A 24,480-nucleotide genomic window follows, 5' to 3' on the forward strand; every position below is an offset into this window, starting at 1 on the left:
CGACATGCCGGGCAAGAACGACCGGAGCGTCATCGGCCTCTACCAGCAAGGTACGGCGTCCTGCCTTTCCGTGGTGGGACGGACGTCGCAACGGATCGAGCCTGAGACCGCCGTGAACCACGCCCGGCTCATCGACGTGATCGGGGCGCTGTCGGCGGACTTCCGGAAGTCCGCGTCCGGAGTGGAACTGTTCCTGCTGGTGTCCGACGTCACCGAGTGGGCGGACCGGTTCAACAAGATCCCGCTCGTCCAAGGAGGTCTCGACCCCCAAGAGCGCTTCTCCGACCTGGATCCTGCGGCCGAGGCCGAGCGCGTCGTGCGGTGTCAGCTCGGCCAGATCGCCGAAGGCCAGTCGCTCGCGCCGGTCCGGAACTTCTTCGAAAGCACTATCGCTGAGATCAGCCGGCGGGTCGGTGGCCCGTTCAACGCGCGCAGCGTCGTCATCAGCACCGGGGTGTACCGGACGACCGGTACGCCAGCGCGCACCCGCGCCGTGATCCGGCTCGAAGTGGCCAGCTATCAGCGGGACGCGAACAAACGGCTCTGCGGGTCCCGCGTGCGCGGGGAGTACTTCCTCGAACTCGACAAGTTCGCCAACCCCCGCCGCCGGAAGGAGTTCGAGGACTACATCACTCACAGCGACCTCGACGACATCGAGAACATGGCCAAAGGGTTCCTGCGCCAAGACTACCTGCTGGCCCATCATTAGCCTGTCCAGCTCGTTGACGAGTCGAACCCGATTACGGGTGCCTTGGACTGGGATGATCGGCTGATACGCGTGGTGCGGAGGACATCCGCGCCGAGCAGGTGGCTGCCGGTGACCCGTTCACCCGGTCGCGAGGATCGCCGCCGGTCGACCGCGTCGCGGGTCGACCGGCGTCGGATTGAGCAGCGGACCCTCGCCCGGGTCCATCCAGAACTCGAAGAGGAAGACTCGAGATCGGTTGACCACGCCGGCGGTGGTCTGGCGGCCATCGTCGTCGCCCTCGCGACGTGGGGTGGGAAGCGCAGCCACAACTTCCGTGGCCGAACATGGCCGGTCGCGCTGTGCGAACGGGCGCACCGATCGCGGGACCGGTCCCCCATCTGCGCGGGGAAGCCGCTTTGCCCAGGGCGTGCTCCGCCCCGAATCTGGACTCCAGGACCGGCCGAAACCGGGCCGGGCAACGATCTTCGCGAAAGGAGACACTCATGACCCGACATCGATACCCGGTGGCGCTGCTGGCGGTGCTCGCCGCGTTGACGATCACCGCGCCCGCCGCGCAAGCGCGACCGGCGCAGTACCCGCTGCCTCCGCCCGGCGTGCAGCTCCCGCTGACCGCGCGGGCGCTCGACTCCCAGTTGCAGCTGCGGGACGAGACCCTCTCGGTGGACTTCCACGGTGGCCTGCGGGTCCGAGTGGAACCCAACCCCGACGATCCGGACAACTCCCGGCGGCTGCGCCTGGTCGGGATGCGGTTCGACGCCGACCTGCCCGAGGGCGGCCGGCAGGCCCGTCAGGGCGGCGGCTCGATCACCATCGAGCAGAGCGGCGACGATACCGACCCACAGAGCGTTCTGCGGCTGACGCAGCAGTCCCCGCCGCGGTACGAGAACATCATGGTGGTCAGCTTCAGCATGACGATCGACCAGCCCGGCCGCGCCGAACCCCTCGTCCTGACCACCAAGGATCCGGCCCGGCTGGTCGGACAGCTCAGCCAGTTCCCCCCTCAGGCCGACATCTACCAGCTGCAGAACCCGATCGACCTGGTACTTCCGGAAAGCCCGGACGACACCGTCGCCACCCTCCAGACGTTCCCCGTCAAGCTCAGCGAGGCGTGAGGCGCCGGGGTCTGCGGTGCACGGGCCGGCGACCAACCGCGGCCGCCGGCCCGGCAGCCTCCCGGACCGGGAGCGCCGGGGAGGGCGGCATCCTCGTCGTCATGACCGCAGGACGGGCATCCCGATGCTGACCGGTCAGCCGTCGCGGCGGGCCGAGCAAGGCGCCAGCAATTTGAAGCAGGCCGGCGAGAAGGTCAAGGATGCCGCGAAGAAGGTGCTGGGCGGCTGACCGGGCTGGTGCGACCACGGCGGATCTTGGCTGACGTCGAGAGTGGCGAGGGCCAGGGTCGGTCTCCCGTCGTGTCAGCCAGTCCGTCGAGCTGTGGCCGCCCTCAGGCCGGCATCGACATGCTCATCAGGACGTGGCGGGGTGATGGGACAGCGCCGAGGTCGCGACGGTGCCGGGTGGGCGGGCTGCTGCGGTGCTCGTTGGGTGCGCGGCCCGGGTGACCCGGTGGTGGCGTCCACGTCCTCGCCTGTGATCGCGGGCTCTCCCCGAACACGGGAAAGAGCCACCCCGTGGCGGTTCAAGTCCCCGCTCCTCGCGGCGGCGGTGAGCGGGCTCGCTAGCGGCGGCGGGTGACGTGCAGTGGCTGGCCCCGTGCCGGTGAGGTGGCGTCACTCGCGCTGAGGTCTATGTGAGGGGGTTCAGCACGAGGACGGCACTCACCGCCATCAGGCAGAGGGCGCACACCTCCACCAGCAGTCCGGCCAGCACCACGCGTGCCCGCCACCGATTCACGCGGCGAATCTCCATGAGGAGTTGCGCCTGGAGCCGGTACTCGGCGCGGCGGCTGTCGGCGTCGACGTGGTCCCAGTCGGTCTGTTCCGCAATCGCCAGGAGTTCCTGCGCGTCGATGACCGGCATCCTGGCGGGGGCGTTGACCAGGAGCCCGGCGGCCGCGGCGACGACAAGCCCGGCCAGCGCGACGACCAGCAGGGCAACCACGGTCGCGGGCGGCACGAAGGCGGGGTTCCGCGTGGCGAGCGCGACGAAGCCGAGGACGATCGCGACCAGCGTGCCCGACGTCGAAATGATCGCGATGCCGCGTTGTTCGAGCGAGCCTTTCTTCCGTCGTTCTTCGGTCAGCTGGTCGAGCAGCAGCGAATGGTGCCGTCCCAGTGCGTCACCCATCACGACCACCTGAACCGCATCCGCGGAGTGGCCCGCTTGGGGCGCGCGAGGACGGAGATCGGCCATGCCAGCTCACGCCATTCCCTGAGCCTGACGTCGCCGTCGGGGACCAGTCCGAAATTCGCCGCGGCGGAAACCACTGCGGCGTTGAGAGCGAGGTCGCGGCCGAGGTCGTCCAAGTCTTGCTTGATCCCGCCGATGCGGTCCTGAGCCGCGTCCTCGGCGGCCTCTGCGGCGGCCAGCCGGGCGGCGACCTCCGTGCCGGCCGGGTAACGGGCGTCCAGCCGGGGCAGAGCCCTTCGGATTCGCTTCTCCAGCCGGCCGCGGCCGCGCAGCGCGCGGGCGGCCTGGCGAGCCTGTTCCCGCTCTTCGCCGGAGAGCGGTTGGTCGGTGCGCAGCCGCCCGGCCAGCCATCGGCAGCGCGTGGCGTCGTCGTCGGCCAGATCACCGGCGGTCGCGTCGAGGTCGGCGGCCAGCTGAAGCTTCTGGTCGGTCCATTGCGCCTGCAGGGTGGCCAGGGTGGCGCGCAGTTCGCCGATTTTCTGCTCGTTGCGGATCCGGGCGCGGGCGGCTTTGGCCTCCACCAGCTCTTGTTCTTTCCGGCTGATCCGTGCGGTGGCAGGCTCGATCTCCGCCTTGATCGACTTCAGCAGCCGGTACATACTGGATTCGTCGTCGAGGGCGACGCACAGCGCTGATGTCTCGTGCAGGGACACGATGACGGCGCAGGGGAGCAACGATTCCGGAATTCCGAAGAACTCTTGCAGGTCGTTGACCGCCGTGGTGTGCGTGTCCTGGTGCCGGCGCACACTTGCTGTCCGCGATGGCGTCACCTCGGTCATCCGCACGGACGATGGCCACCTCCGGTTGACCGCGCGGCTGAGCCGGCCGCCACCGCTCGGGCACGACACGTCGGGCACCAGCGCGCCGTACTGGGTTCGGTACAGCTCTTCGTCGAGCAGGATGCTGCTGCCGGGTGAGGGGGTGATAACGGCGAGGTAGGGGCCGGTGACGTCGTGGATGTCGCTCCATTCCTGGAAGAAGCGCCGGTGCAGCCGAGGGGCGTCGGCAGAGCGCGAAACGAGGAACACCAGGCCGGCGTAGCCGCCGTCGGCCAGGGTGGCGAACGAGGTCCGCAAGAAGCGCCGGAACGGGTAGGTTGTGGTCAGCATGCCGCCTCACCGGTGTTGGTTCCTGCCAAAATGGTACTCTTCGGGCGTCCTTGGCCGGGGCCCTTCCGCTGGACCGGTTTTCCGATCCTTCACGCTCGGTCTAGCTCGTGACTGCGCGCCTTCAGCATTTGGTCCGTCGGACACCTCAAACGAATGGGAAAGTCATGGCCGATTCGCGCCACCGCCCCGAGTGATCCAACGGCTGACTCACCCGGCGCGGAGGGCCCCTGCTGCGGATCGACATGCTCGGGAACTTGGAGATTCTCGTGGATCGACGGACCTTCCACCGCTCTGTGCTGCTCACGACGCTCGCCGCACCGCTCGCGAGCGTCGGTGTCGCTGCGGCTGAATCCCGTACTGAGGTTCCCCGCCACGCGGTGGTGGAATTCGGCCTGCCCCCGGCGGTGGAAACCCACGAAATGGTCAAGCTGCCCGGCGTTCCCCTTGTGCTTGTTTCGCAGATGTCCAACAGTCACCTGGTGAAACTCGGACTCGACCCCGCCACCGAGGAAGTCGCCGCCGCCCGCGCGTTCCCGCTGGGGGAATCGGACGCGATGCTGCACGGTCTCGCGTTGTCCCGCTGCTATCCCGGACACGTGTGGGCCACCCACGAAGGCCGCAACTGGCTGCTACTCGTCGATCCTGGCACCGCGGACGTCAACAGCGCACTTCGGATCATGCGCAGCATTCCCGTGCCCGACGGCGGCTGCGGCCCGCACTACGTCGGCGAATACGACGACATGCTCTGGGTTGGCCTCAAAGGCAGCACGCAGGTCCTGGCCATCAACCACACCAACCCGGCCAGCTACCACCTCTACACCGCCTCGCGCACCCCTATTTTCGTCGCCCGTCATCCCGGCACGGGGGAGTTCTACGCCAGCCAGGACGAAACTAGCCAGATTCTGCACATCAATCCCAGAACCCGCGCCACTGACCAGCTCCCTATCCCCGCCGCAGCCGGCCGCACCCCAGTCGGCCTGATCGCCGGCCCCACCGGCCTGGTGGGTCGCCCTGCTCGGCTCGGCACACCCCAGCAAGGCACCGGCACCTTCGGCCGCATCGACAACCACGGCCGGCTCACCTGGTTCCATCTCGAGTCACCCGAAGTCAGCCAAGCCGGACTGCTCCACATCGCCTTCGACCCACCGGAAAAGACCATCCGTCCCAGTGCCTGGCTCCTGGGCTCGTCGATCATCTGCCCACTGCACCAAATGTGATCATCCGCGTCACCTTCGATGACCAGTACACCCGCGTGGTGAACGAAGAAGTCGCCTTCCTCCCCACTCAGCAATGCAAGGCCCACCGCCTGCTGCCCCTGGACAACAACGTGCTGGCCACCGAACTCACCAGCTCGACCATCGCCCGGCTCACCAACACGCGCGACGCCACCTGGGACCGCCCCACCACACCCACCCCCGCGCCACCCAGCTGAGAACGATCAGCCGTAACACGCGTTCAGCGGGTCTATCGGGCGCATCGTCGGCGGAGGCAGCGATACAAGCGGGAATGCCGCGGGCTGGCCGGCGTAGGTGACGTTGCCGGGGCGGCTGGATTCGGCTCGGCGACTCCTGTGTGCGCCGGTGGTGGCCGAGACCGTGGTGGTGTGCGGCCCGGCCGGGCCGATTGTCGTCTCAGACGTTCAGAATTGTGGAACATCTCGTCGGGGGCAACCATGAACGGGGGCGCAGCGGCCGAGGGCCACCCGAGCCGGACCTGACCGGCGCGATCGCCTACGCCAGCCAGCATGGGCGCGGCGGAGTTCTCGAGGGTGTCGGCCGCGGCGAGATAGGGCCTCGGTGACTGCGACGGAGGAGTGGCCGAGGTCGGCGGCGATCTGGCGGATGTGGACGCCGTGGGCTTACCTGCTGCATCGCGTTAGAGCGAATGGCGCGTATCCGCTGGGCGGATGGTCGGCGTGCCGTGTGCGTGTCCGCACGCTGTGGCGGTGTCCGTCGGCTCAGGCGATCGATGATCCGGTCGTGGATGCGGGCTGAGCAGCAGCTGCACGGCGAGTCCACCGCCGAGTGCGCAGGTCATGTCGCCGGTCCGGCTACCCGGCAGGAATGGCGGTAAGCGACCGGTGTCCGCCGACGACCTGAGCAGGACTGCCCCAGACGCACCTTCCGAGGTCGCTGCTCCCCGGCCGGGGAGCGTGATGTTCGGTCTGGGGGCGTGCCCCGGTTTCGTCGCCTCAACAAGAGCTTCGGGGCGGCTGGCGCCGTCGAGGAAGCTGAAATTGGAGTGCACGTGCAACTCGGCATAAGGGGCGCGGAGCCGGTCGCCGCCGTCGTCCCGGCCGCGGCGGTCGCGCAGGTCGGCCGGCGCGCCGGCGTGGCCCTCGCGCTTGCGGAGACCAGGCCGGCGAGTCGCTGCCATCAGCGAGCACGGGCGCGCGCCCGGAGACGATCCGCTCGACTTCCGACCAGGGCACGCTGGGGTTGTTGAACGCCACGACAAGCTCCCACACCATGCCAATTTCGCTGTGGGGAAGTCAGCGACGTGCATCGAACACAAGTACGGACTTGACCGGAGCCACGGTGTACGAGGCTACGGAGGGGCTGTCGCTCGGCGGTGGACGTTGGTACGCGCTGCCCGATGACACGACCTACTTCAAACCACGGACGGGCAGCTGCGCCAATCGCTGATCCCAGCGCATACGCTCCGCGATCGACCCGCTTGGACTAAGGTCGCCGGCGGCTGAGGCGCTCGGGTCGTCCGGTCGCCCAAGCAAGCGCGGGCAGTTCACGGAGGCCGCGTCGTCAGCGTGGTTTGGGCAGCCGCAGCGCCGGGCGGTGACACCGTGCGCGAGTCGGATGCGCGACGCTGTTGACCGACAACGACCTCGCCTTGCCCGACCGGGCCGACCTGTCCGCCGACTCAGCAGGGCTCACGCCACTCCCGCCCGCCGGGGTGCGCGCTTCTTCGGGTCAGCCTCCTGGCCGAGCGCGTTGCCTTCGACCTCCCAACCCGGCGACGTGGACTACACACCGTAAGACCGATTGGGCCAGCTCGGTGACTTGCCTCCCCGCGCGTCTGAAAAGCGTATATAAAGCAAAGCGAGCCCCGCAGGGACCTGGCCTCACCTGAATTTTCAGGTGAGGAAGGTGTGCGATGCCGGAGTGGCTCATCGCGTTGGCGGCCGGATACGTCCTGCTGCTGATCTCGTTCGTCGTCGTGGTTGCGGTGCTCGACCGCAACCACCGCCGCGCCGACCGCGCTGTGCGCGTACTGCGGATGCTGCTGATCGGCGCCACCCCGGGCGTCGCTGGCGCGCTGCTGAAGCTGCACCAGGCCGGCCTGCTGTGACGTTGGAGCCCGCGTTCATCCCGCGGTTCTTCCGACGATCGCGTGCTGGAGCCGTGGGGGCACGCGAGCACGAGGGCGGCGGCGTTGTCGGCCTTGCTTTCGCCGGCGTGGCGTACGGTCGCGATCGCCAACTGTACGAGCGCCATCGCGAGGCGCTGAGGGTTTTCGTCGCATGCCGCCGAGGGATCCTGCGTCATCGCGGTAGCGGGAAGGGGTTAATGAGCGCCGCCGCTGGTCAAGATGATCAGCTCGACGTCGCCGTCGGCGCCTCTCAGCGGGCCGGTATGTGCCCGGCCGCGGCTACCGCAATACGTGGCAGTGGGAACTGGAACCACAGAAGCGGACCAGCCCCGCGCGGTGGTTCCGGTTCTCACAGCCTCGTCAGCCGTTCTCGGTGATCGTGTTCTTCGGGTGACGAGCGGAGGTGGCGCCGATGACGTACCGGTTTGCCGGTCACTTCACGTCGGGAGCTGGGCGAGGCCGGCGATGACCAGGTCATGATCCGAGCCCGACGGCGGGAGGCTTTCAGGATTCCACTGGTTGGCGATGGTGACACCCGGAGGAATCAGTGTGAGTCCGTCGATCCATTGCGACAGCGTGTGGCGGGTGCGGGCGACCAGCGGGCTGGCGCTGTTCTGGTACAGGTCGATGCAGGTGCGAACTTGCCGACGGAGCTCGGGCGACGCGGTTTCGTCGGTGAGGTGCGACAGTGCGAGGTAGCTGCCGCGGGGCAGGGCGTCGCGGTAGGCGGCGATGATGCCGGCGGGGTCGTCGCGGTCGGGGATGAAGTGCAGGACCGCGATCATCAGCAGCGCGATCGGTGAGTCGAAGTCGAGCACCGCCCGGGTGTCGGGGTGGTTGAGGATGGCGTCGGGGTAGCGGAGGTCGGCGTCGATGACGGTGGTGGCGGGATCGTCGCGCAGCAGAAGCCGGCTCTGGGTGACGGCGACGGGGTCATTGTCGACGTAGACGACGTTAACATCGGGGGCCAGGTCTCGGGCGACTTCGTGGACGTTGCCGACGGTGGGGATGCCAGAGCCGATGTCGATGAACTGCCGCACGCCAGCGTCGACGAGGTAGGTCACGACGCGGCGGAGGAAGTTGCGGTTGTCCACCGCCATGGTTTTCGCGGGCGGCAGGACCGTCAGGATGCGTTCGGCGAAGGCTCGGTCGATGGGGGTGTTGGTCGAGCCGCCCAGGTACCAGTCGTAGGCGCGGGCGACGCTGGGTTTCTCGGGGTCGACGGCTGCGGTATCGGACGGGTTTTTCTCGTTCGACACATATTCTCCCCTCGCCGAAAATTCAGGCTAGCAACCGCAAGATGCAGAAAGCATCCACCACTTGGGCATCGTGGTGCCCACTACATCACAGTCACTGTGATGGCCGCACGCGAAACTGATCCGAGTGACCAACTCCGCCGCAATTGTGACGGTGCGCGACGGCCGTCACGCTTGTGGGCGAGTCTATGTTTTTTCGAGGGACATCGTGTCAAAACTGGCTCTGTGGCCGAGTAACAGGTGTGAGCGTTGCTTTCCCCCGGGCGCGCTACTCCCGTCCCCGCAGAATCTGGAAAGGACTACCCCGAGATGTCCTCGATGTCCTCGAGCTGGCCGCCGCCGCTGCTGCTGATGGCGGCGATGACGGCCGCACTGGCCTGGCGGCGCGCCCGCCCCGTCTTGGTTCGTGCCGTGCGCTGTGCCGCGGCGACGTGCCTGGCCTTGTGGTCGCTGCGCGTGCTCGGCGACCCCGCCGCCACGGCACCTCCGGCGGCGCTGCGACGGCGCGCGCCGAGGCTGGTGCTGACGGTCGTGCTGGGGTCGCCGCTGGGCCAGGGCGCGGAGTGACCGATTCCGCTCAACCTCCGGCCCGCAGACCGTGGACGGAGCAGGACTACCTCGAGTGCTCGACGATCGTCACCGAGAGGCGGAAGATGTTGACCTCCTACGTCCGCCGGCTGGCCCCGGGAGTGGATCACGACAACGTCGTCGGCGAAGCGCTGCTGGCGTTATATCAGCGGTGGGACCGCATTGACGGCGACAAACTGGCCTGGCTTTACCGGGTCGCCCGCAACAAGGCCGTCGATGCGACCCGGCACAAGGACGCCGGGCACGCCGAGATCGATGAAGCGGCCGGGGTAACCGACAAGGCTGCGCCGATCGGTGTGTGGACTCCGCCCGGCCCGGGGGAGCGGCTGGTGTTCGTCGAGGCGATCGGTGCGCTGCCGCGCCGGCTGGGCCTGCCGCTGACGCTGCTGGAGAAGGGCTGGCGGGTCGAGGACATCGCCGAGTACATGGGCCTGCCCGCCTCGACCGTCGGCATCTACCTGTCCCGGGCGAAGAACTACCTCAACCGCTTGCTCACCGCCGCCGACGAGGCCAGACCAGCTCACCGATCGGAAAGGAGGGACCGATGACTCCGTCGGCGCCCATGCCCACCAGTCCCCAGCCCGGCCGCCGCGACGCGGCCGCCGCGGTCCCCGCCGCGCTGCAGGATCGGGCCGTCGCGCTGCTTGCCCGGATCAGCGCCTTCACCATCGCCGTCGATGACCGGATCAGCGACCCGGTGGCCACGGCCGACGTCGAGGCGGCGGTGCGGGACGCGCGGAACCCGGTGCTGCCGGGGCTGGTGTTGACCGTCGACGACGCGATCGATTTCGGGCATCGCTGGTACGCGGCGCTGACCAGCGACACCTATCTGCAGATCCACCGCAGGTTCGCCGAGCAGCAGTTCGGCCGGTGGACTGCGGCGATGCTCGCCACGTTCGGCGCCCGCATCCTCGATCCGCACCGCCGGCTCGGCCCGCCCGGCGAGGTACCTGACCCGCCGCGGATCGGATACGAACTGGCCTACGTGCACAAGCTGCCCGCCGCCGCGCTCGGCACGTGTGTGGCGCTGCTGTCGGACCTGGCCGCCGAATACACCCCCGGCGCGTCCCGCGCGGTCCGCACGGCGGCCGTCGGGGCGTTCGCCAGCGGATTCGGCGAAGGACTACAGGAACGCGTCCGGGACGAGCAGACCGCGCTCACCTCCGCGTTCCTGCACCTCAACTCGGCCACCGGCCGCGACGACGGCCCGGCAGCGCGGCGATTCCGCGCCGCGGTCGCCGACACCGTCACCGCCGTGCTGGCTCTGGACGAGCACGGCGGCATCCTGGAGGCCAACACCACCGCGCAGAACCTGCTCGGCCGCACGCTGGCCGAGCTACGCGGGCACACCTTGGCCGAGCTGGCCGTGTGCGCCGATGACGCCGAGCAGATCAACCGCGCCGCCGAGGCTCTGCGCGCGGCCGACCACGACCTGCCCGCCACCGCGCAGGCGCACGTGGAGTTCCGCATCACCAGCGACACCCACCCCGGCACCCGCTGGCTAACTGCGACCCTCGGGCGCGCCGGCGGGACCCAGCGCGGCTACTCGGTCGTGCTGGAGGACGTCACGTTCCTGCGCGGCCTCGAGCACGGCATCGACATCGAACCCGCCACCGGGCTGCTGACCGAGCAGGCCTTCACCGCCCAGACGGCCCGCATCCTGGCCGAATCCCGAGACCGGATCGCGTTGCTGACGATCCGGTTGTCCGGCTGGGCCCACCTCGACCACGTCCTGCCCCAGGACCTGCGTGCCGGGCTGCTTAGCCAGCTGCACACCCGCATCCGCGCCGCCCACGACCCCGCCCGCCACCGCCAGCTCGTCGGCCGCCGCGGCGACGAAGTCCTGGTGCTGCTCTACGACCTCACCGATTGGTCCACCGTGATCCACCTGGTCAAGCAACTGTCGGACTGGCTCCGCGACCCCGTGCACCTCGAAGCCCACCAGATCCGGCTGCACCCGCGCATCGGCATCACCCAAGCCCGACCGGCCGACACTCTCGACGATCTGCTGCGCCGCACCCGACGCGCCCTGCACGATCCCGCCCACGCCCGCGTCCCCTGGATCCACGCCGACCCCGCTACCGCGCCTACCGCCGCGACAACGCCCACCGGGTGGAACTGCTCGCCGAACTCACCAGCGTCCTGGACGCCAGCACCCTGCACGTGGACTACCAACCCATCCGCACCGCGACGGGCAGGCTGAGCGCGGTCTGCCCCCGGCCGTACTGGCTCAGCGCCACCGGTGCGCGCCGCGACTTGGCCGACATCGCCGAACTGGCCGAGCACACCGGCCTGCTCGCCGCCGCCCTGCCGCACGTGCTCGCCACCGCCGCCCGCGACACCACCACTTGGGCTACTGCCGGCCGTCGGGCACCGGCGGTACTGCTGAGCCTGCCCGGCGCCACCGTCCACGACGAGGTCCTGCTCGACACCCTGACCGCCCAGGCTGTCGACAGCGGCGTGTCGGCCGGGTGGCTGCAGCTGGGCATCCCCGCCCGCACCCTCACCGGCACCCCCGCGATCCTGCGCCGACTCCGCGAACTACCCATCGGATCCGCCCGGATTCGGCTGGCGCTGACCGAGGTGCTCGACGATCACGTCCCGATCCAGGCGTTCACCACCGTCCCCTGGGCCACGATCAGCCTCAGCTCCGCCACCGTCACCGCGCTGACCACCACTCCCGCCGGCACCACGCCGTTGGTCGCCGCGCTGACCACGATCCGGGCATTCGGTGCTCAGGCCCTCACCGACACCGTGGCCGGGCAGCCGCCGCGTCGCGGCTTCGACCTCTACCACGCTCGCGAGGCCATCACCGCCGATGCGGTGCACGCGCTGCTATCCGCGTCGGGGACACGCGCGTGACCGCGGCGCCCGACAGGGAGGTGATGCCGCGTCCCCCCCCCGGATGCGCGTCTTCCTGCCGAGGAAAACTCATTGCATCGCAACAGAATCCGATCGAGAGTGATCTCGGCGGGAGGGAGAAGCGATGAACGGGCAGGAGCACGGTCCGATGTCGATGCGTCGACGCGTGGTGATGATCGTGCTGCGGGTGCTCGCGATCGTCGGCGGGATCGGGATGTGCGGGTGGGTGGCGCTCTGGCTCGCCTTCACCGTGTAACTCCCGCTCCTGCGGCATCGGGGAGGTGACGGGCGTGCGTGTTCAGTGCAAGACGGTCCTGCGCCTGCCCGCCGCCGCGGCCGCACCGACGCGGAGCTGGAACGGCGGGCCAGGGGAGGGGAGGTCAAGGCGTTCGGGGAATTGGTGCAGCGGTACTGCGCCGCAGTGGCCTACATGATCAATTCACGCGTCAGCGACCCGTTGGAGGTCGAGCGCCGGGTGATCGAGGTCTTCTGCGCGACGTGGCGGGACCTGCGGCGCCCGCTGTGTCCCCGCCACGGGTTCCTCGGGGTCCTTAGCCACGCTGTCGCCACGAGTGTCGCCGAACTTGACCCGCCCGCAGCACCGTGGCGCCTGCATCGGCGGCACGTGGAGGAAATTTCGGTGAGTGAGGCGTTTTTGGCCGTGGAGCTGGGTAGGTTTGGGTGCGCGGGCCCGGTCGTTACCTCCCCCCTCGACGACCGGGCCCGCCTTCTCGACCTGACTGGCCGTTCACCGGCCGTGGACGCCGAGTCGGATCATCACCAGACGCCGTTGCCGGCTGCACGCGCAGTGACCGACGCCGACCCCGCGGTGGGCGTGGAGCTCCGGGGAGCAGGCTGCGGATAGTGATGCTCGCAAGTACTTACCGGACTCGGGGCGCCGACCTGCGTGGCGAGAACGATCAACCCGGTCGCGGCGGCGGCTACCACCACGGTGATGAACGCTCGGCGTGAGGTCGAGGGCAGCCGCGACCAGGTGTGTGTCGGGTCCGCATTCATCGGTTCACCTCACGCTGGCGGGGTACGAGCTCAGTGATCGTCGCGCGGCCCGGCCGCGAGGGCAAGATCGCCGGCCCAGGAGGGCGAGCGACTTCGGTGGCGGAGGCTGGCGGGCGGGCTGAACACGGCTTGGTCGTGCTGGCGGCACAGCAGGCGTACTCGGTGGCGCTGGCCGGGGAGGCGCTCGCCGGAAACCGCGGTCTGCTGGCAGATCCAGCAGAAGCCACCGGTAGCAGGAACTCGCCGGATCCCCCTTTGCGCGGCGCGGTCCCGGTCATAACGATGATCGTCGCGTTGGCCGGCATGATCGCGCGAGAGCGGCGGCAGCTCTCGCGTCGCCACTTGGCCGGGGAACCGCTCGGCGACTACTGCGGTTCAGGCACACCTGCCTCGAGCACCGCGAGGTCGCGCACCGCGTAACGGTGGTGCTCGGCTTCTTCCTTCAGCACTACCTTGAGGCAGCGGCGCACGACGTACTCCTGGTCGGGATACATGTCCGCCGGCTTGCGACCGCACACCCGGTCGAGCTCGGCCGCGGTGAGCCCGTCGACGACACGTCGCATCGCGGCCATGCGGGCGAGCCGCGGCGCGAGCACCTCGTCGAGCGTCGGGGTGGCTTCGAGGGTAAGGCCGAGCTTCGCCGCCTCCTCGGGCGGCGTCCCTCCGGCGGGGAAGCCCATCGGGTGGTAAGGCGCTTCCTCCTCGAGCACGGCATTGCCGAGCCAGGCATCGCAGGCGAACAACAGATGCCGTTGTGTCTCGACGAACGACCACTCGCCGTCGACCTGCTCGTGCAGTTTGGAGTCGGGCAACAGTCTCGCCCGGTCGAGCGTCGCGCTCCACAGGGTCTCAATGACGTCCCAAGCAGCCCGGTAGTCCTCGGGGGACGCCGCATTCCGCGCCAGCGCCCGTGCGGGGTGGCGGCGGTCGAGCTCGGCCTCGACGTAGGCGGTCACGTCGACGTCGTTGACGACGAGGCGCTCGAAGTAGCCACCGATGTAGACGTCGCTGCCGTAGCAGTCGACGATCTTCAGACCGTTCACCTCGCAATCGCGGATCTCGAGGCCAGCAAGGTTGCACAGGTGGATACGAGCACCGCGGAATTGGTCGCTCTGGGCGTATTCGGAAACCATCGAAGCAGTCTCACTCACGAGAAGAACGTGCCCAACGGCGCCCCGGACTGGCTGCCCACCGTCGCGCTGCCGAGCACCGGCTCCCGCTCCGGCCGCGGCGAAGGCACCATCACCTACGCGTTGCTGGAGGAGCTGGCGGCGTTGGTGTGGGCGGCGAACATGGCCGCGCTCGAGCTGCACGTCCCGCAATGGCAGATTGACCCCGCCGGCGGGCGGCGCCGGCCGGACCGGCTGGTGTTCGACCTCGACCCGGGGCGGGCACCACGATTGTGGATTGCTGCCGGGTGGCCGCCCGACTCCACAACGTGCTCGTCGCGGACGGGCTCACACCGTACACGAAGACGTCCGGGTCGAAGGGAATGCAGCTGTACTGCGGCATCGCCACCGACGCCCCGGCCGCGGCGTCGGCCTACGCCAAGAAGCTCGCCCAGCAGTTAGCCCGCGAGACCCCCGAGACGGTCACCGCGGTCATGGCGAAAAACCAGCGCATCGGCCGGGTGTTCATCGACTGGTCCCAGAACAACCCGGCCAAGACCACCATGGCCCCCTACTCCCTGCGCGGCCGCGCCCACCCGACCGCCTCCACGCCGATCACCCGGGCCGAAGTCGAGGACTGCTCCCACGTCGCCCAGCTCACCTTCACTGCCGAGGACGTCCTCGACCGCGTCGAGCAGCACGGCGACCTCCTCGGCGCGCTCGACGAGAGCAAGACGCCGCTACTCGAACGGTGACTTCGGTCCGCACGCACTGCAGTCATCGTGTCGAGTTAAGGCTCGGCGGCACACGGGGGGCGTTGTGCCGCCGAGCCAGACTGGCGGTGATCGGGACGGTCGGGGGGCGTGCCGGACCGATCACCTCAGCGTCAGACAAGAGGGCACGCGGCGGCGACAATGACGTCCGGAACCGGAGTTCACCGAGTCGGGTGACGCGCCGATGCCCGGAGCCCGCAGGGCATCGGCCCCCCGAACCTGCCGGGGCATCCGGGCACCGACTGGCACCTTGTATCGCCATCGGCCAACGCAGACGAGTCCCAGGGCGCAGGCTTCCCCCGAACGCGGTTCTGATTCCACACTGCCGGGACCATCGGAAACACAATGAGAGCAGTGGACCAGCGGGACGCGCGGTCGTTACACGGTCGGTGGCGTGGTTGGGTCGGCGGCGGAGCCATCCGCGGTGGCGAGTTCGGTGGGTGCCGCGAGAACGACGCGGTTGCGGCCGGTCTTTTTCATCACCGCCGACGGCACAGACGCCGGCATGCTCCACATCGAGCACCGGCCGACGGACATCTACCCTGCGAGAATCGAGATCCACCCCGACCGCCAGGGACGCGGGATCGGCAGCCAGCTCATCCGCAGCCTCCTGCACCAGGCCCGCCAGCAGGGTTGGGAACTCAACTTGGACGTTCTCGTCGTCAACCAGCGGGCCCAGGCCCTCTACCAGCGACTGGACCTGCACGAAGTCACCCAGCACGGCGAGAACAACATCAAGGTCAGGATGTCCGCCAAAACGCTTCAGCCTGGCCCGATCCACAGATCTTGGCAATGACTCAGCGATCATGCCCCGCGCCGCCGACCATGCCTGCGCTGCCTAGCTCAATCGGGAGATGACGCGCGGAAGCGGCCGCCACGGCCGCGTTGGCAGTGACACCGCCGCCGACCGGACCGACCGGCTCGCCGGATACCCGGCCGGTCGCGGCCACCGTTGGCCGACGGTCAGCAATATCCGAGCGGTCGGAGACATCTTACTCTCAACGGCACAATGAGCCGTGGTCGGTCCGGTGGCAAGAATCCCGTCCCCGCCTTGCCGCCGGACCATGAAACAGCGATTCACACGGATGACGCGGCGACCGGCTCAAAACAGCAGCCAGCGGTAGCCGGGCAGCTCGGTGAGTTCGTGGCCGGAGGCCATGGCAGCTCACGGATGCTTGCTCCGTCCCGGAACTTGTGACCAGTTTCGTCGATCTCGGCTGGTCGGAGCTGACGTCCGGTGTGAGTTGGGCTACGTACGGCTGGAAGCGCCTCGGCGACGCCTGGCTTGCCCAGCTTGAACCCTCGACTACCACGCGGCCGCGGACAACGTGCCGTCCGTCAACCTTGGAGCCTAAAAGGCGGCCAGTCAAGGCCCTGCCGTTATTCCGCCCTGGTTGGCTACTGGCCGAGATGTTGAGGATGTGCCAGTATCGGGAACTACGTCGTTGCTCTTTGGAAAAATCGAGGCGTCCGATGTCAAGCTCAGCCGACCTTTTGCGTGCCTTGGCTGATCGTGTGAGTCGTGCACCGGTTCCGCGGGGGACCGGGCTGTACCACTATGTGCATACGTCGGGGTGGTATCGACACACCATCCGCACCGTCGATCGCACGGGTGTCCAGGTTCGTTCGGTGAGCACGGATTTCCTCGATCGCCGTCAGTGGATAGCACCAGACGGTTCGGGTCGCCTGCTGGTCATCCAAGGTGAAACGGCGGTCCGCCCGAGCGGGTATTACCCGCCCGGCGGCCTGCCGGCCGATTTTCTGACCGCTGCCGATTTGCCCACGATCGCTGGCCGACTGCAGGGGAAGAGCCGTCGTGAGTCCACGGCGAGCGTGATGAAGTCGTTCACAACGGTGTGGCAGACGCAGGTTGTCTCACCGGAGTTACAACGTTTGCTTCTGCTCTGCTTGGCGCAGCAACCCGACTTGACGGTGGAGAGTGCAATCGAGGACAGGCTCGGCAGGTCCGGCGTCGCGATCAGCCACATCGATACCGATCGGCACGTCCGGCACCGATTGTTGCTTCATGAGGAAAACGGAATGTTGCTGACGAGTCAAAACATCGACGCAGACAGCAGCGCCGAGGCAGATGCGGCACCAACGATCATCAACTGCACCATGTGGCTTGACGCTTACTACACGACGACAACCGAATCTTCTTCATAAACCCAGGCGACGCCGTCCGGCACTCCGCAATGGAGTGCCGGACGTCGGGATATGATCTGCCTAGCTGTGTCGAAGCTTCATCGAGTAGAGATTGTCATTCCACGTGTCGCCAACATACGGACAGTCGTTGAGGTTGCTGTTGGAGGCGCCGGAGTAGTCCGTGTCTGTCCAGTACGTCTGGTCGTTGCAGTCGTTGCCGTAGATGTACGAGCTGATGCCAGACACATTGTCGCTGGCATCGCTCAGGTCGGACAACCCATAGCCTTCTGAGTCGCACGGGCCAGAGCTGCCATATACATCGTCGTGGTCGCCGCCATAGGCAGCATCCTGATAGAAGGTGACCAGCAAGACATCGGACGCGGGCGCGAAAAGCGGCTCCGCAGAAGTGGCGCACCTGTTCGAGACCACTCTGGACTTTCCATGCTTGCCTGGAATCTTCTCGACCACCGTGATGCAGTGCTTAGGTGTCCGGGTTGAACTGGCGTTTGCGACGCCTACGACGCCGAACATTGTCAGGACCACTGCGGCACACAGCGCCATGCACCTCTTGGGCAAATTCGATCGTAACATGACCCCACCTGAGATAAGTGTTCAGCCAGATTATCTGATGAATAAAAATTAATCCGAGGTATGCCGGCACAAACGTAACAATCACAACTCAAGACTGAGTACCCAAGCAGACCCCCCTGCTCACTACGATTGGCGTTCACCTAACCGCCTAATCGCAGGCTATCGACGTGAAGGTAGATCCACACCGCTGAACGGGTGAAGTGGTCAAACATCCTCCGAGAGCGCGACCAAGCCGTGGCTTTTGCCTCGATTAGGGCCTTCTGTCCTGATTGTTGGCGTGTTCACGCGCACCGGAGCCAGGTTCCCCGGCCGGCCGTCAGTTGTCGCCGCGCGGGGAATCAGCTTGACCTGGCGCGACCAGATCAAGGGAACGGTGGCGCGGCGCTCGCTCGTGGTCACGGTGGATTCCCGGCCGGCGCACGCACGGGTGTCAAGCCGCCGCCATCAGGACGGCTCAACTCCCTCGCGCCAGTAGTCAGCGGTCCGCCACCGTGGCGAGGGGTGTTTGTCTTCGATTATCCCAGATTTACATAATTGTGCAACGTGTCGCTTTTGCCTTTTCCAGCCTGCGCAGCCCAGTGTCGACAGACACGCAGATGAGCAATCTGCCAAAAACGCTCCCACGTCGGGAACTTTCAGCGAAAATCACAACAGATGCTGACCTTGGGGGCACTTTTTGATAGTCCACCGTCGGTCACCCGTATGGACTATTGCCCCAACTCGACCAGCCGTCACACGATAACTACGATCCAACCGGGTTGGTTACCTTCTGTCGCAGACTGCTAGTTTCCGCTCGTTGGGATCCTTCCGAGGGGGTTCAAAAAATGAAACGCGCTTCGACCATTCTTGTTGCAACGATCGCGTTCTGCCTGACACTTTTCGTTTCTGGTGCTGGTGCCGCGCTCGCTCACGCGACACCAACACCTGGCGGGACCGCGGTCACGCAAGGCGTCGTCCAGAGTCCCATGCGCGTTGACTCGAACGCCTGGTGCAAGGACGGCAACACCACGCCATACCCCTGCCCGTGGGCGCCGGACTGCAGCGCCGGAAACGACGGCGACATTTGGGCCGACGACACCGGCGAGTTGTATGAGTGCATCTATCACGACAATCGCGATCAGTGGCTGTGGTACAACAGCAGGGGATGTCTCGCCTCTGACAGTGCCACGCCCTGCGCTGTGGAGCTGCAGCGTGCGGTGTCGCTGGCTGGCGCTCGGAACTAAGCTCAGCGGCAACGGGGGCGAGCCCATCGCCTCGCCCCGCACGCTGTGCTTGTCCACATAGAGGAAGCTATGACCGACACTACCGCTTCGGGACCCCGGCCTACACCGCGCTACAGCGACGTTGTGAAGCGTGCCTCCCAACTGGCGGACGAACTCGGCCACAGCCATGTCGGCGTCGAGCACCTTTTCGTTGCAATCCTTGAGAACGAACACTCGCTCCCCGCGCAGCAGCTGGGCAAGATCGCTGACCGCGATGCCATCCGGCAGACTTTGCTGGAGACCATGCGCTCCGAGGCATACAACGCATAGACCTGTTCAGCGATCGGAGGCGAATGTCATCCGCAGCTCTCGGCGGCCGCGATATCAATCGCCGCCGGTTCATGATCGCATCAGCGGCGGCCGTGGCGCCCACTGCCAATCGTCCGCAACGGCTCACGTGGCCCGCGGCTGTGAGCCCTCCTGGCCCGGATTGCCGCGCAGCCGTTGGCTGGAGCTGGGTTCGCGAGCAGTTCCAGCTCCGAACCGATCAGGCCCAGTTCTCCGCGTACGTCCTAGCCCCGCACCCGGCGCCGGTCCGCTCGGCCATTGCCGAGCATCGTGCCAATTTGGATCAGGATCCGATCGGCTACCACCGGGCCCACGATGCGGCCTTCGACCTGGCGACCCGGAAGAGCGCAGCCGCCTGTCTTGGCGCGTCATATCGCGACATCGCGGTAACTGGCAGCGCAACGGCCGGGCTGGCGATGCTGTACAACGGTATGCGGATCCGAGCGGATCAAGAAGTCCTCACAACCGTCCACGACTTCTACTCGACCAAAGAGTCGCTTCGGCTTCGCTCGATCAGATCAGGCATCTCAATCCGTACGATCGCGCTGTACACCGACCCTGCCGCAGCCCAGATTGATCAGATGCTCGACACCATCGCCGCGAACATCCAACCCAACACACGTTGCGTGGCACTCACCTGGGTGCACTCCGGCACCGGCGTCACCATCCCGATCCGTGAAATCGCCGACCATATCACCGAGATCAACAGCAATCGGTCACCAGAGGACCGGATCTTGCTCTGCGTCGACGCCGTCCATGCTTGCGGCCTGCTCAGTATCAACTTCGCGGACATCGGCTGTGACTTCCTCGTCACCTCGGGTCACAAATGGCTCTTCGGCGCCCGCGGCACCGGACTGATCATCGGCCGGCCCGAGGCGTGGCGCCAGATCGACCCGACCATCCCGAACTTCACCTGGATCACCGAGCCACCACCACCAGCCTCACCGCCTGGCTACATCCAGACACCGGGCGGCTACCACGCATTCGAGCACCGCTGGGCACTCGAGCACGCCTTCGAGTTCCAGCAAACGATCGGACGAACAGCGATCCAGGAGCGCACCCTTAGCCAAACAGCCCAGCTCCTCGACGGTCTCCGTCGCCTGCCTCACGTCCGTCTTCTGACACCGTACGCCCCCGGACTTTTCGCCGGCATCGTGTGCTTCACCGTCAACGGCACCAGCCCGGCCGACACGGTACAGGCACTACGCGAAGGCTTCGACATCATCGCGACCACGACGCCGTACGCCACAACGGCAGTGCGAGTAGGCCCCAGCATCGTCACCTCACCTGCGGAAGTAGACCAACTGCTGGCAGCGGTGGCAACCCTCTGATCGGCTGAGCACGCGGCCCACGGCAAGGGGTTCTCAGGGCTCAGCGGTACCGATGTGCACTGCTCGCCGATCAGACACGATGTGAGGCGGCAGGCTCGGGGTGGCGCTTGGGACGACTCGGCTCGAGCGTGGCTGGCCTGGACCCACGCACCGGCTCTGCATACAATCCCGCACTGCCAACTTACCCCTGCCAGGGCTGCCCTTGACGTATAGGCGAATCGTGAACGGGATCTGCCGGGCACACCTAGCGTTTTCTCTCGGTAACCCTGTACGCCGGTTTCGCCGTAGCGCCGGGTGGTGTCCGAGTCACCCGCAGCCGGGCTGCGGATCGGCGGCCTTGTGCCGGCCAGGCTCCGCCCGAGTGCGTCGGCCCGACCGGGACACCCGCCCCCGCGCTTGTCAGCGCAGCAACGCTGTGTTCATGTTCTGCCCGCCCAGTTGCTGCGGGGTCGATCATGCGAGGTCGGCTTTTAGGCGGCTGCCGCTGAAGAGACCCGTAGTTCGCCAGATGCGCACCGCCCGCGGGATGGCGGGCATGGGTTTCTCTCAGCGTTTTGCCAGCATCTGCCGGATAGCGTCACGTGCCTCGGGATGGCCAACGTCCCCCACGTGCGGATGGTGGCTTTCCGGATCGTCGTGAGGAGCGCGTTATGTTCGAAGTGGACGGCTGGGCATGAGGTTTGCCGTGTGGGCGGTGCTATGCGTCGTCTGCCTCGCCTCGGGCCACGTCGTGCTTGGCATACTAGGATTGCTGCTGCTCTTCGTCGCTCACGGTGGCTCCGCCGACGTTCGTCGAGCGCGTCGCAACATGGCAGGAATGACTCCGCCGGTGTCGGGCCGGTCGTGCCCGGAACGGCGACGTCTCGTCGTGGCGGGCTGAACGCGCTCGAGGTGCCGCGCGGCGAGTTGGAGGCCTCCAGGAGTATCCGCTCGATCGCGCCTTCACCGCTGGGTTGACGGGTCCGGGCAGCAGATCTCCGGTCGGCGCCGTGCGTCTGGTAGCGGGCTGGGTGAACGCCGACGAAGGGTCCTGTCCTTCGTCGCCTCCGCTGGCTTCGCGCTCGTCATGTTGGTGACCGGCAGTCACGTGCCGTTGCGTAATTCGGCGCTACGCGTTGCCTACGCCAAGATTCGGAAGGGTACGGCGCTCTCGCCGGTTCTGCTCGTGCGCGGGGACGCCCCCAGGCCTGGTACATTTGGTGACCTTCCCGTCCCCGACGGCTACCACCGCGCGTGTGACTCTCATTACCTCGACGAGGACGCCGACATTCCCTGGAAGCTGATCTGACCGCCCGGCGCCACTTCCGCTTCTCAGCGATTTGCCAGGGAACCCTGAATACGATCGGGAACCAGCTCGGATTCCGGCCGCCTACGGTTGCCGGCGGCAATGCCGTTGTGCCGAGCGTGCAACTGTGTCCACACAGGACACTTCATCCGTCGGCGCCGATGAGGGTTCGGAACATAATCGATGATTCCACGCGTGAAGGGGACAGTGACGGACGCGTCACCCGCTGGTCCGTCTCAGCAGTCCACGACGCGTCGCGGTACCGAACTGATGATGCTCGGCTTCGCCACCGTCATCGTGGCCTTCGCCTTCGTGCTGGTGGAAAGCAACCAGGACCACGAACTCACCGCGGTCGTGGTGTGGTACGGGCTGGGATACTTCGCGATCTTCGCGATCGCCCACCTCGCGACCCGCCGGTGGGCACCGCATGCTGACCCGCTGGTCCTACCGTGCACGGCCCTGCTCAACGGGATCGGGCTGGTGATGATCTACCGGATCGACCTGGCACAGGCCGCGAAAGCTACCCAGAACAACGACACCTTCGCGGCAGAGGCGCCGAAGCAGGTCCTATGGACCGTCCTCGCGCTGGTGCTGTTCCTCCTGGTGCTGATCGTGGTGAAAGACCACCGGCGGCTGGCCCGGTTCGGGTACATGGCCGGGCTGGCCGGTATCGTCGCTATCGCGCTGCCGGCGGTACTGCCCAGTTCGATGTCGGAAGTCAACGGGGCGAAGGTCTGGATCAAGCTCGGCCCGTTGTCGATCCAGCCCGGTGAGTTCGCCAAGATCCTGCTGCTGGTGTTCTTCTCGTCGTTCCTTGTGGCGAAGCGGGAACTGTTCATGTCGGCGGGCAAGAAGGTGCTTGGCGTCGAACTGCCGCGTGCACGCGACCTGGGCCCGATCCTTATCGCCGCGCTGGGCTGCATGGCCATCCTGGCGTTCGAGAAGGAACTCGGGGCGGCGTTGCTGTTCTTCGGCATCGTGCTCGTGGTGATCTACGTCGCCACCGAGCGCGGGATCTGGGTCGGGCTGGGTCTGGTCGTGTTCGCGGCCGGTTGCGTGCTCGCGTACCTGCTGTTCAACCACGTCCGCCAGCGCGTGGCGAACTGGATCGACCCGCTGGCCACCTATGACCAGCCCGGCGGGGGCTACCAACTGGCCCAGGGGTTGTTCGGGATCGCGACCGGCGGGGTGGGCGGCACCGGCCTCGGCGCGGGTCGCCCGGACATGGTGCCCGAAGCGAGTACCGATTTCATCACCGCGGCGATCGGCGAGGAGCTCGGATTCGTCGGTCTCGCGGCGATCCTGATGGTCTACCTGATCCTAGCGATGCGTGGGATGCGCGCCGCGCTGGCGGTGCGGGACACCTTCGGCAAGTTGCTCGGTGTCGGCTTGTCCTTCGCTGTCGTCATGCAGATCTTCGTGGTCGTCGGCGGGGTCACGAAGCTGATCCCGGAAACGGGGATCACCGCCCCGTTCCTGTCGAAGGGTGGCTCGTCACTTCTCGCGAACTACATGCTCGTGGCCCTGCTCCTGCGGATCTCCGATGCCGCTCGCCGGCCGGCACCCGGCCCGGCCGCGGCGCCGCCACGCCAAGCGCCGCTGGCCGAAGCGCACACCGTGCTGGTCAAGGCACCCGCCACCCCACCGGTCCAGCCGCGCTGATACGGGGAATGCCGGACAGCTACGCCACGAGGTGAACCGCTGCATGTGATGCGCACGGGAATCGACCCGGCGGGTTCACTTCCGGGCCAGCCGCTACCGCGATCCACACGGCGCGCGGTTGTGCCCTGGTCTACGGCGGCGGGCTCACCGTCCAACGGAGCTTGACGGGACCGGATCGCCCTCCGAGGGCACAGCGCTTGCCGGAGCCGAGGGCAGCCGGTCCAGGCATCCTGACCAGTCCCCGGCAGGGCAGATCCCGACGTTGGTGATCGTCGTGTTGAGGGTGACGCGGTGCCCGGGGGTCCAGGCAGGTGCTCCAGGCCTCCCGGCCGACGCAGGCGGTGTAGTCACCGGATTCGAACACGGTGACCATGGTTCCCGGGATGATCATGGCGCCGATGCCGCCGCCGAAACACAGATCGGGTCGGGGAGGGGTGGCCCGAAGCGCGACGGATTCAGGACGCAGGCTGGAGTCGCAGTTGCGGCGGACGATGGCCGAATCCGCGCCAGGCGTCGCGCCGCATCCGGTGAGCAGGCTCGCCGCGATCCCGGTGGCCAACAGCAGCGCTGCGCACTGCCGCAACTCATTCACCGCAGCCGCTTCCGCTGACGCGGCTGTCATCCAGTGGCCGATGCAGTGACTCGCGACGACGAGCTGTGCCTCGGCTGCTCCGCCGGGACAGTGAGGTCGCAGCGGTCTCCGTAGCCGTCGGCTGGCCCGGATCTGTCGCGTTCGACCATCGAGACGGTTCCTGTTCGGCTTCGGGCGCGTGTCTGAGCCGAGTGTGCGACGGAGTCGTTGAGAGGACGTTGAGATGGCGCCCTGCCCGGTCGCGCAGGTGGTTCCGCACTCGGC

22 protein-coding genes and 2 pseudogenes are annotated in these 24,480 nt (G+C 67.3%); 17 read left to right on the forward strand and 7 right to left on the reverse strand.

The window, feature by feature from the left end; all coding sequences use genetic code 11:
* Nucleotides 1-4 precede the first annotated feature (4 nt).
* Together BT341_RS18950 and BT341_RS43580 are read left to right on the forward strand one after the other, a co-directional pair.
* The gene (locus BT341_RS18950) at nucleotides 5-709 is read left to right on the forward strand and encodes a hypothetical protein (RefSeq protein WP_072477575.1); all 705 of its coding nucleotides are present in this window, start codon (nucleotides 5-7) and stop codon (nucleotides 707-709) included.
* 482 nt (nucleotides 710-1,191) lie between these two features.
* Entirely contained in the window at nucleotides 1,192-1,821 is a 630-nt protein-coding gene (locus BT341_RS43580) for a hypothetical protein (protein WP_143168590.1), read from the forward strand.
* Nucleotides 1,822-2,455: 634 nt separating this feature from the next.
* On the opposite strand, the gene BT341_RS18960 is transcribed toward BT341_RS43580, so the two are convergent.
* Together BT341_RS18960 and BT341_RS18965 are read right to left on the reverse strand one after the other, a co-directional pair.
* On the reverse strand, nucleotides 2,456-2,956 hold the full coding sequence (locus BT341_RS18960) for a hypothetical protein (RefSeq protein ID WP_143168591.1): 501 nt from the start codon (nucleotides 2,954-2,956) through the stop codon (nucleotides 2,456-2,458).
* Nucleotides 2,956-4,128 carry a hypothetical protein gene (locus tag BT341_RS18965; protein ID WP_072477577.1) on the reverse strand — a complete coding sequence of 391 codons (1,173 nt, stop codon included), beginning with the start codon at nucleotides 4,126-4,128 and terminating at the stop codon, nucleotides 2,956-2,958. Before BT341_RS18965 ends, BT341_RS18960 begins: the two co-directional genes overlap by 1 nt.
* A 254-nt stretch (nucleotides 4,129-4,382) precedes the next feature.
* Here BT341_RS18965 and BT341_RS18970 point away from each other — a divergent pair, with 254 nt between their 5' ends.
* On the forward strand, nucleotides 4,383-5,345 hold the full coding sequence (locus BT341_RS18970) for an NHL repeat-containing protein (RefSeq protein WP_143168592.1): 963 nt from the start codon (nucleotides 4,383-4,385) through the stop codon (nucleotides 5,343-5,345).
* Entirely contained in the window at nucleotides 5,342-5,560 is a 219-nt protein-coding gene (locus BT341_RS18975) for a hypothetical protein (protein WP_072477579.1), read from the forward strand. The genes BT341_RS18970 and BT341_RS18975 overlap by 4 nt, the downstream gene beginning before the upstream one ends.
* A gap of 758 nt (nucleotides 5,561-6,318) precedes the next feature.
* Here BT341_RS18975 and BT341_RS47885 read toward each other — a convergent pair.
* A pseudogene (locus BT341_RS47885) lies at nucleotides 6,319-6,580 on the reverse strand (hypothetical protein); the annotation flags it as partial.
* 659 nt (nucleotides 6,581-7,239) lie between these two features.
* Between BT341_RS47885 and BT341_RS18985 the strand changes: the two are divergent.
* A complete protein-coding gene (locus BT341_RS18985; protein ID WP_072477580.1) occupies nucleotides 7,240-7,434 on the forward strand; it encodes a hypothetical protein in 195 nt (64 codons plus the stop codon).
* Nucleotides 7,435-7,892: 458 nt separating this feature from the next.
* Here BT341_RS18985 and BT341_RS18990 read toward each other — a convergent pair whose 3' ends face one another.
* Nucleotides 7,893-8,714, reverse strand: a complete 822-nt coding sequence (locus tag BT341_RS18990) for an SAM-dependent methyltransferase (RefSeq protein ID WP_072477581.1) — start codon at nucleotides 8,712-8,714, stop codon at nucleotides 7,893-7,895.
* Between the two features lie 315 nt (nucleotides 8,715-9,029).
* Between BT341_RS18990 and BT341_RS45390 the strand changes: the two genes are divergently transcribed.
* The 5 genes from BT341_RS45390 (at nucleotide 9,030) to BT341_RS47335 (ending at nucleotide 12,417) form a co-directional block, all read left to right on the forward strand.
* Entirely contained in the window at nucleotides 9,030-9,278 is a 249-nt protein-coding gene (locus tag BT341_RS45390; RefSeq protein WP_218177744.1) for a hypothetical protein, read from the forward strand.
* On the forward strand, nucleotides 9,275-9,847 hold the full coding sequence (locus BT341_RS45395; protein ID WP_072477583.1) for an RNA polymerase sigma factor: 573 nt from the start codon (nucleotides 9,275-9,277) through the stop codon (nucleotides 9,845-9,847). Before BT341_RS45390 ends, BT341_RS45395 begins: the two co-directional genes overlap by 4 nt.
* Entirely contained in the window at nucleotides 9,844-11,502 is a 1,659-nt protein-coding gene (locus tag BT341_RS19005) for a PAS domain S-box protein (RefSeq protein ID WP_084742916.1), read from the forward strand. Before BT341_RS45395 ends, BT341_RS19005 begins: the two co-directional genes overlap by 4 nt.
* Nucleotides 11,463-12,161 carry an EAL domain-containing protein gene (locus BT341_RS19010; RefSeq protein ID WP_177328854.1) on the forward strand — a complete coding sequence of 233 codons (699 nt, stop codon included), beginning with the start codon at nucleotides 11,463-11,465 and terminating at the stop codon, nucleotides 12,159-12,161. The genes BT341_RS19005 and BT341_RS19010 overlap by 40 nt, the downstream gene beginning before the upstream one ends.
* A 124-nt stretch (nucleotides 12,162-12,285) precedes the next feature.
* Nucleotides 12,286-12,417, forward strand: a complete 132-nt coding sequence (locus tag BT341_RS47335; RefSeq protein WP_281255994.1) for a hypothetical protein — start codon at nucleotides 12,286-12,288, stop codon at nucleotides 12,415-12,417.
* 1,126 nt (nucleotides 12,418-13,543) lie between these two features.
* Here BT341_RS47335 and BT341_RS19020 read toward each other — a convergent pair.
* Nucleotides 13,544-14,311, reverse strand: coding sequence for a DinB family protein (locus BT341_RS19020; protein ID WP_072477587.1), 768 nt, complete (start codon nucleotides 14,309-14,311; stop codon nucleotides 13,544-13,546).
* Between the two features lie 18 nt (nucleotides 14,312-14,329).
* Between BT341_RS19020 and ligD the strand changes: the two are divergent.
* The 3 genes and pseudogenes from ligD to BT341_RS19035 all read left to right on the forward strand — a co-directional run.
* Nucleotides 14,330-15,042, forward strand: a pseudogene (gene ligD / locus BT341_RS44345) (non-homologous end-joining DNA ligase LigD); the annotation flags it as partial.
* 442 nt (nucleotides 15,043-15,484) lie between these two features.
* The gene (locus BT341_RS19030) at nucleotides 15,485-15,856 is read left to right on the forward strand and encodes a GNAT family N-acetyltransferase (RefSeq protein WP_072477589.1); all 372 of its coding nucleotides are present in this window, start codon (nucleotides 15,485-15,487) and stop codon (nucleotides 15,854-15,856) included.
* Nucleotides 15,857-16,689: 833 nt separating this feature from the next.
* Nucleotides 16,690-17,226: a hypothetical protein gene (locus BT341_RS19035; RefSeq protein ID WP_072477590.1), complete on the forward strand. Its 537-nt coding sequence runs from the start codon at nucleotides 16,690-16,692 to the stop codon at nucleotides 17,224-17,226.
* Nucleotides 17,227-17,286: 60 nt separating this feature from the next.
* Here BT341_RS19035 and BT341_RS19040 read toward each other — a convergent pair whose 3' ends face one another.
* On the reverse strand, nucleotides 17,287-17,673 hold the full coding sequence (locus BT341_RS19040; RefSeq protein WP_143168595.1) for a hypothetical protein: 387 nt from the start codon (nucleotides 17,671-17,673) through the stop codon (nucleotides 17,287-17,289).
* Nucleotides 17,674-18,620: 947 nt separating this feature from the next.
* On the opposite strand from BT341_RS19040, the gene BT341_RS44350 reads away from it, so the two are divergent.
* The 4 genes from BT341_RS44350 (at nucleotide 18,621) to BT341_RS19055 (ending at nucleotide 23,624) form a co-directional block, all read left to right on the forward strand.
* Nucleotides 18,621-19,019 (forward strand): hypothetical protein, encoded by a 399-nt coding sequence (locus BT341_RS44350; RefSeq protein ID WP_143168596.1) that lies wholly within the window; start codon nucleotides 18,621-18,623, stop codon nucleotides 19,017-19,019.
* A gap of 69 nt (nucleotides 19,020-19,088) precedes the next feature.
* Nucleotides 19,089-19,328, forward strand: a complete 240-nt coding sequence (locus BT341_RS19045; RefSeq protein WP_072477592.1) for a Clp protease N-terminal domain-containing protein — start codon at nucleotides 19,089-19,091, stop codon at nucleotides 19,326-19,328.
* Between the two features lie 23 nt (nucleotides 19,329-19,351).
* Nucleotides 19,352-20,677, forward strand: a complete 1,326-nt coding sequence (locus BT341_RS19050; RefSeq protein ID WP_084742918.1) for an aminotransferase class V-fold PLP-dependent enzyme — start codon at nucleotides 19,352-19,354, stop codon at nucleotides 20,675-20,677.
* 1,555 nt (nucleotides 20,678-22,232) lie between these two features.
* Nucleotides 22,233-23,624 (forward strand): FtsW/RodA/SpoVE family cell cycle protein, encoded by a 1,392-nt coding sequence (locus BT341_RS19055; RefSeq protein WP_425426484.1) that lies wholly within the window; start codon nucleotides 22,233-22,235, stop codon nucleotides 23,622-23,624.
* A gap of 130 nt (nucleotides 23,625-23,754) precedes the next feature.
* On the opposite strand, the gene BT341_RS44355 is transcribed toward BT341_RS19055, so the two are convergent.
* Nucleotides 23,755-24,216, reverse strand: a complete 462-nt coding sequence (locus BT341_RS44355) for a hypothetical protein (protein ID WP_143168597.1) — start codon at nucleotides 24,214-24,216, stop codon at nucleotides 23,755-23,757.
* Nucleotides 24,217-24,480: the final 264 nt, after the last annotated feature.

Origin of the sequence: Amycolatopsis australiensis (assembly GCF_900119165.1) — a bacterium.
In the GTDB taxonomy this organism is placed as follows: Bacteria; Actinomycetota; Actinomycetes; order Mycobacteriales; family Pseudonocardiaceae; genus Amycolatopsis; species Amycolatopsis australiensis.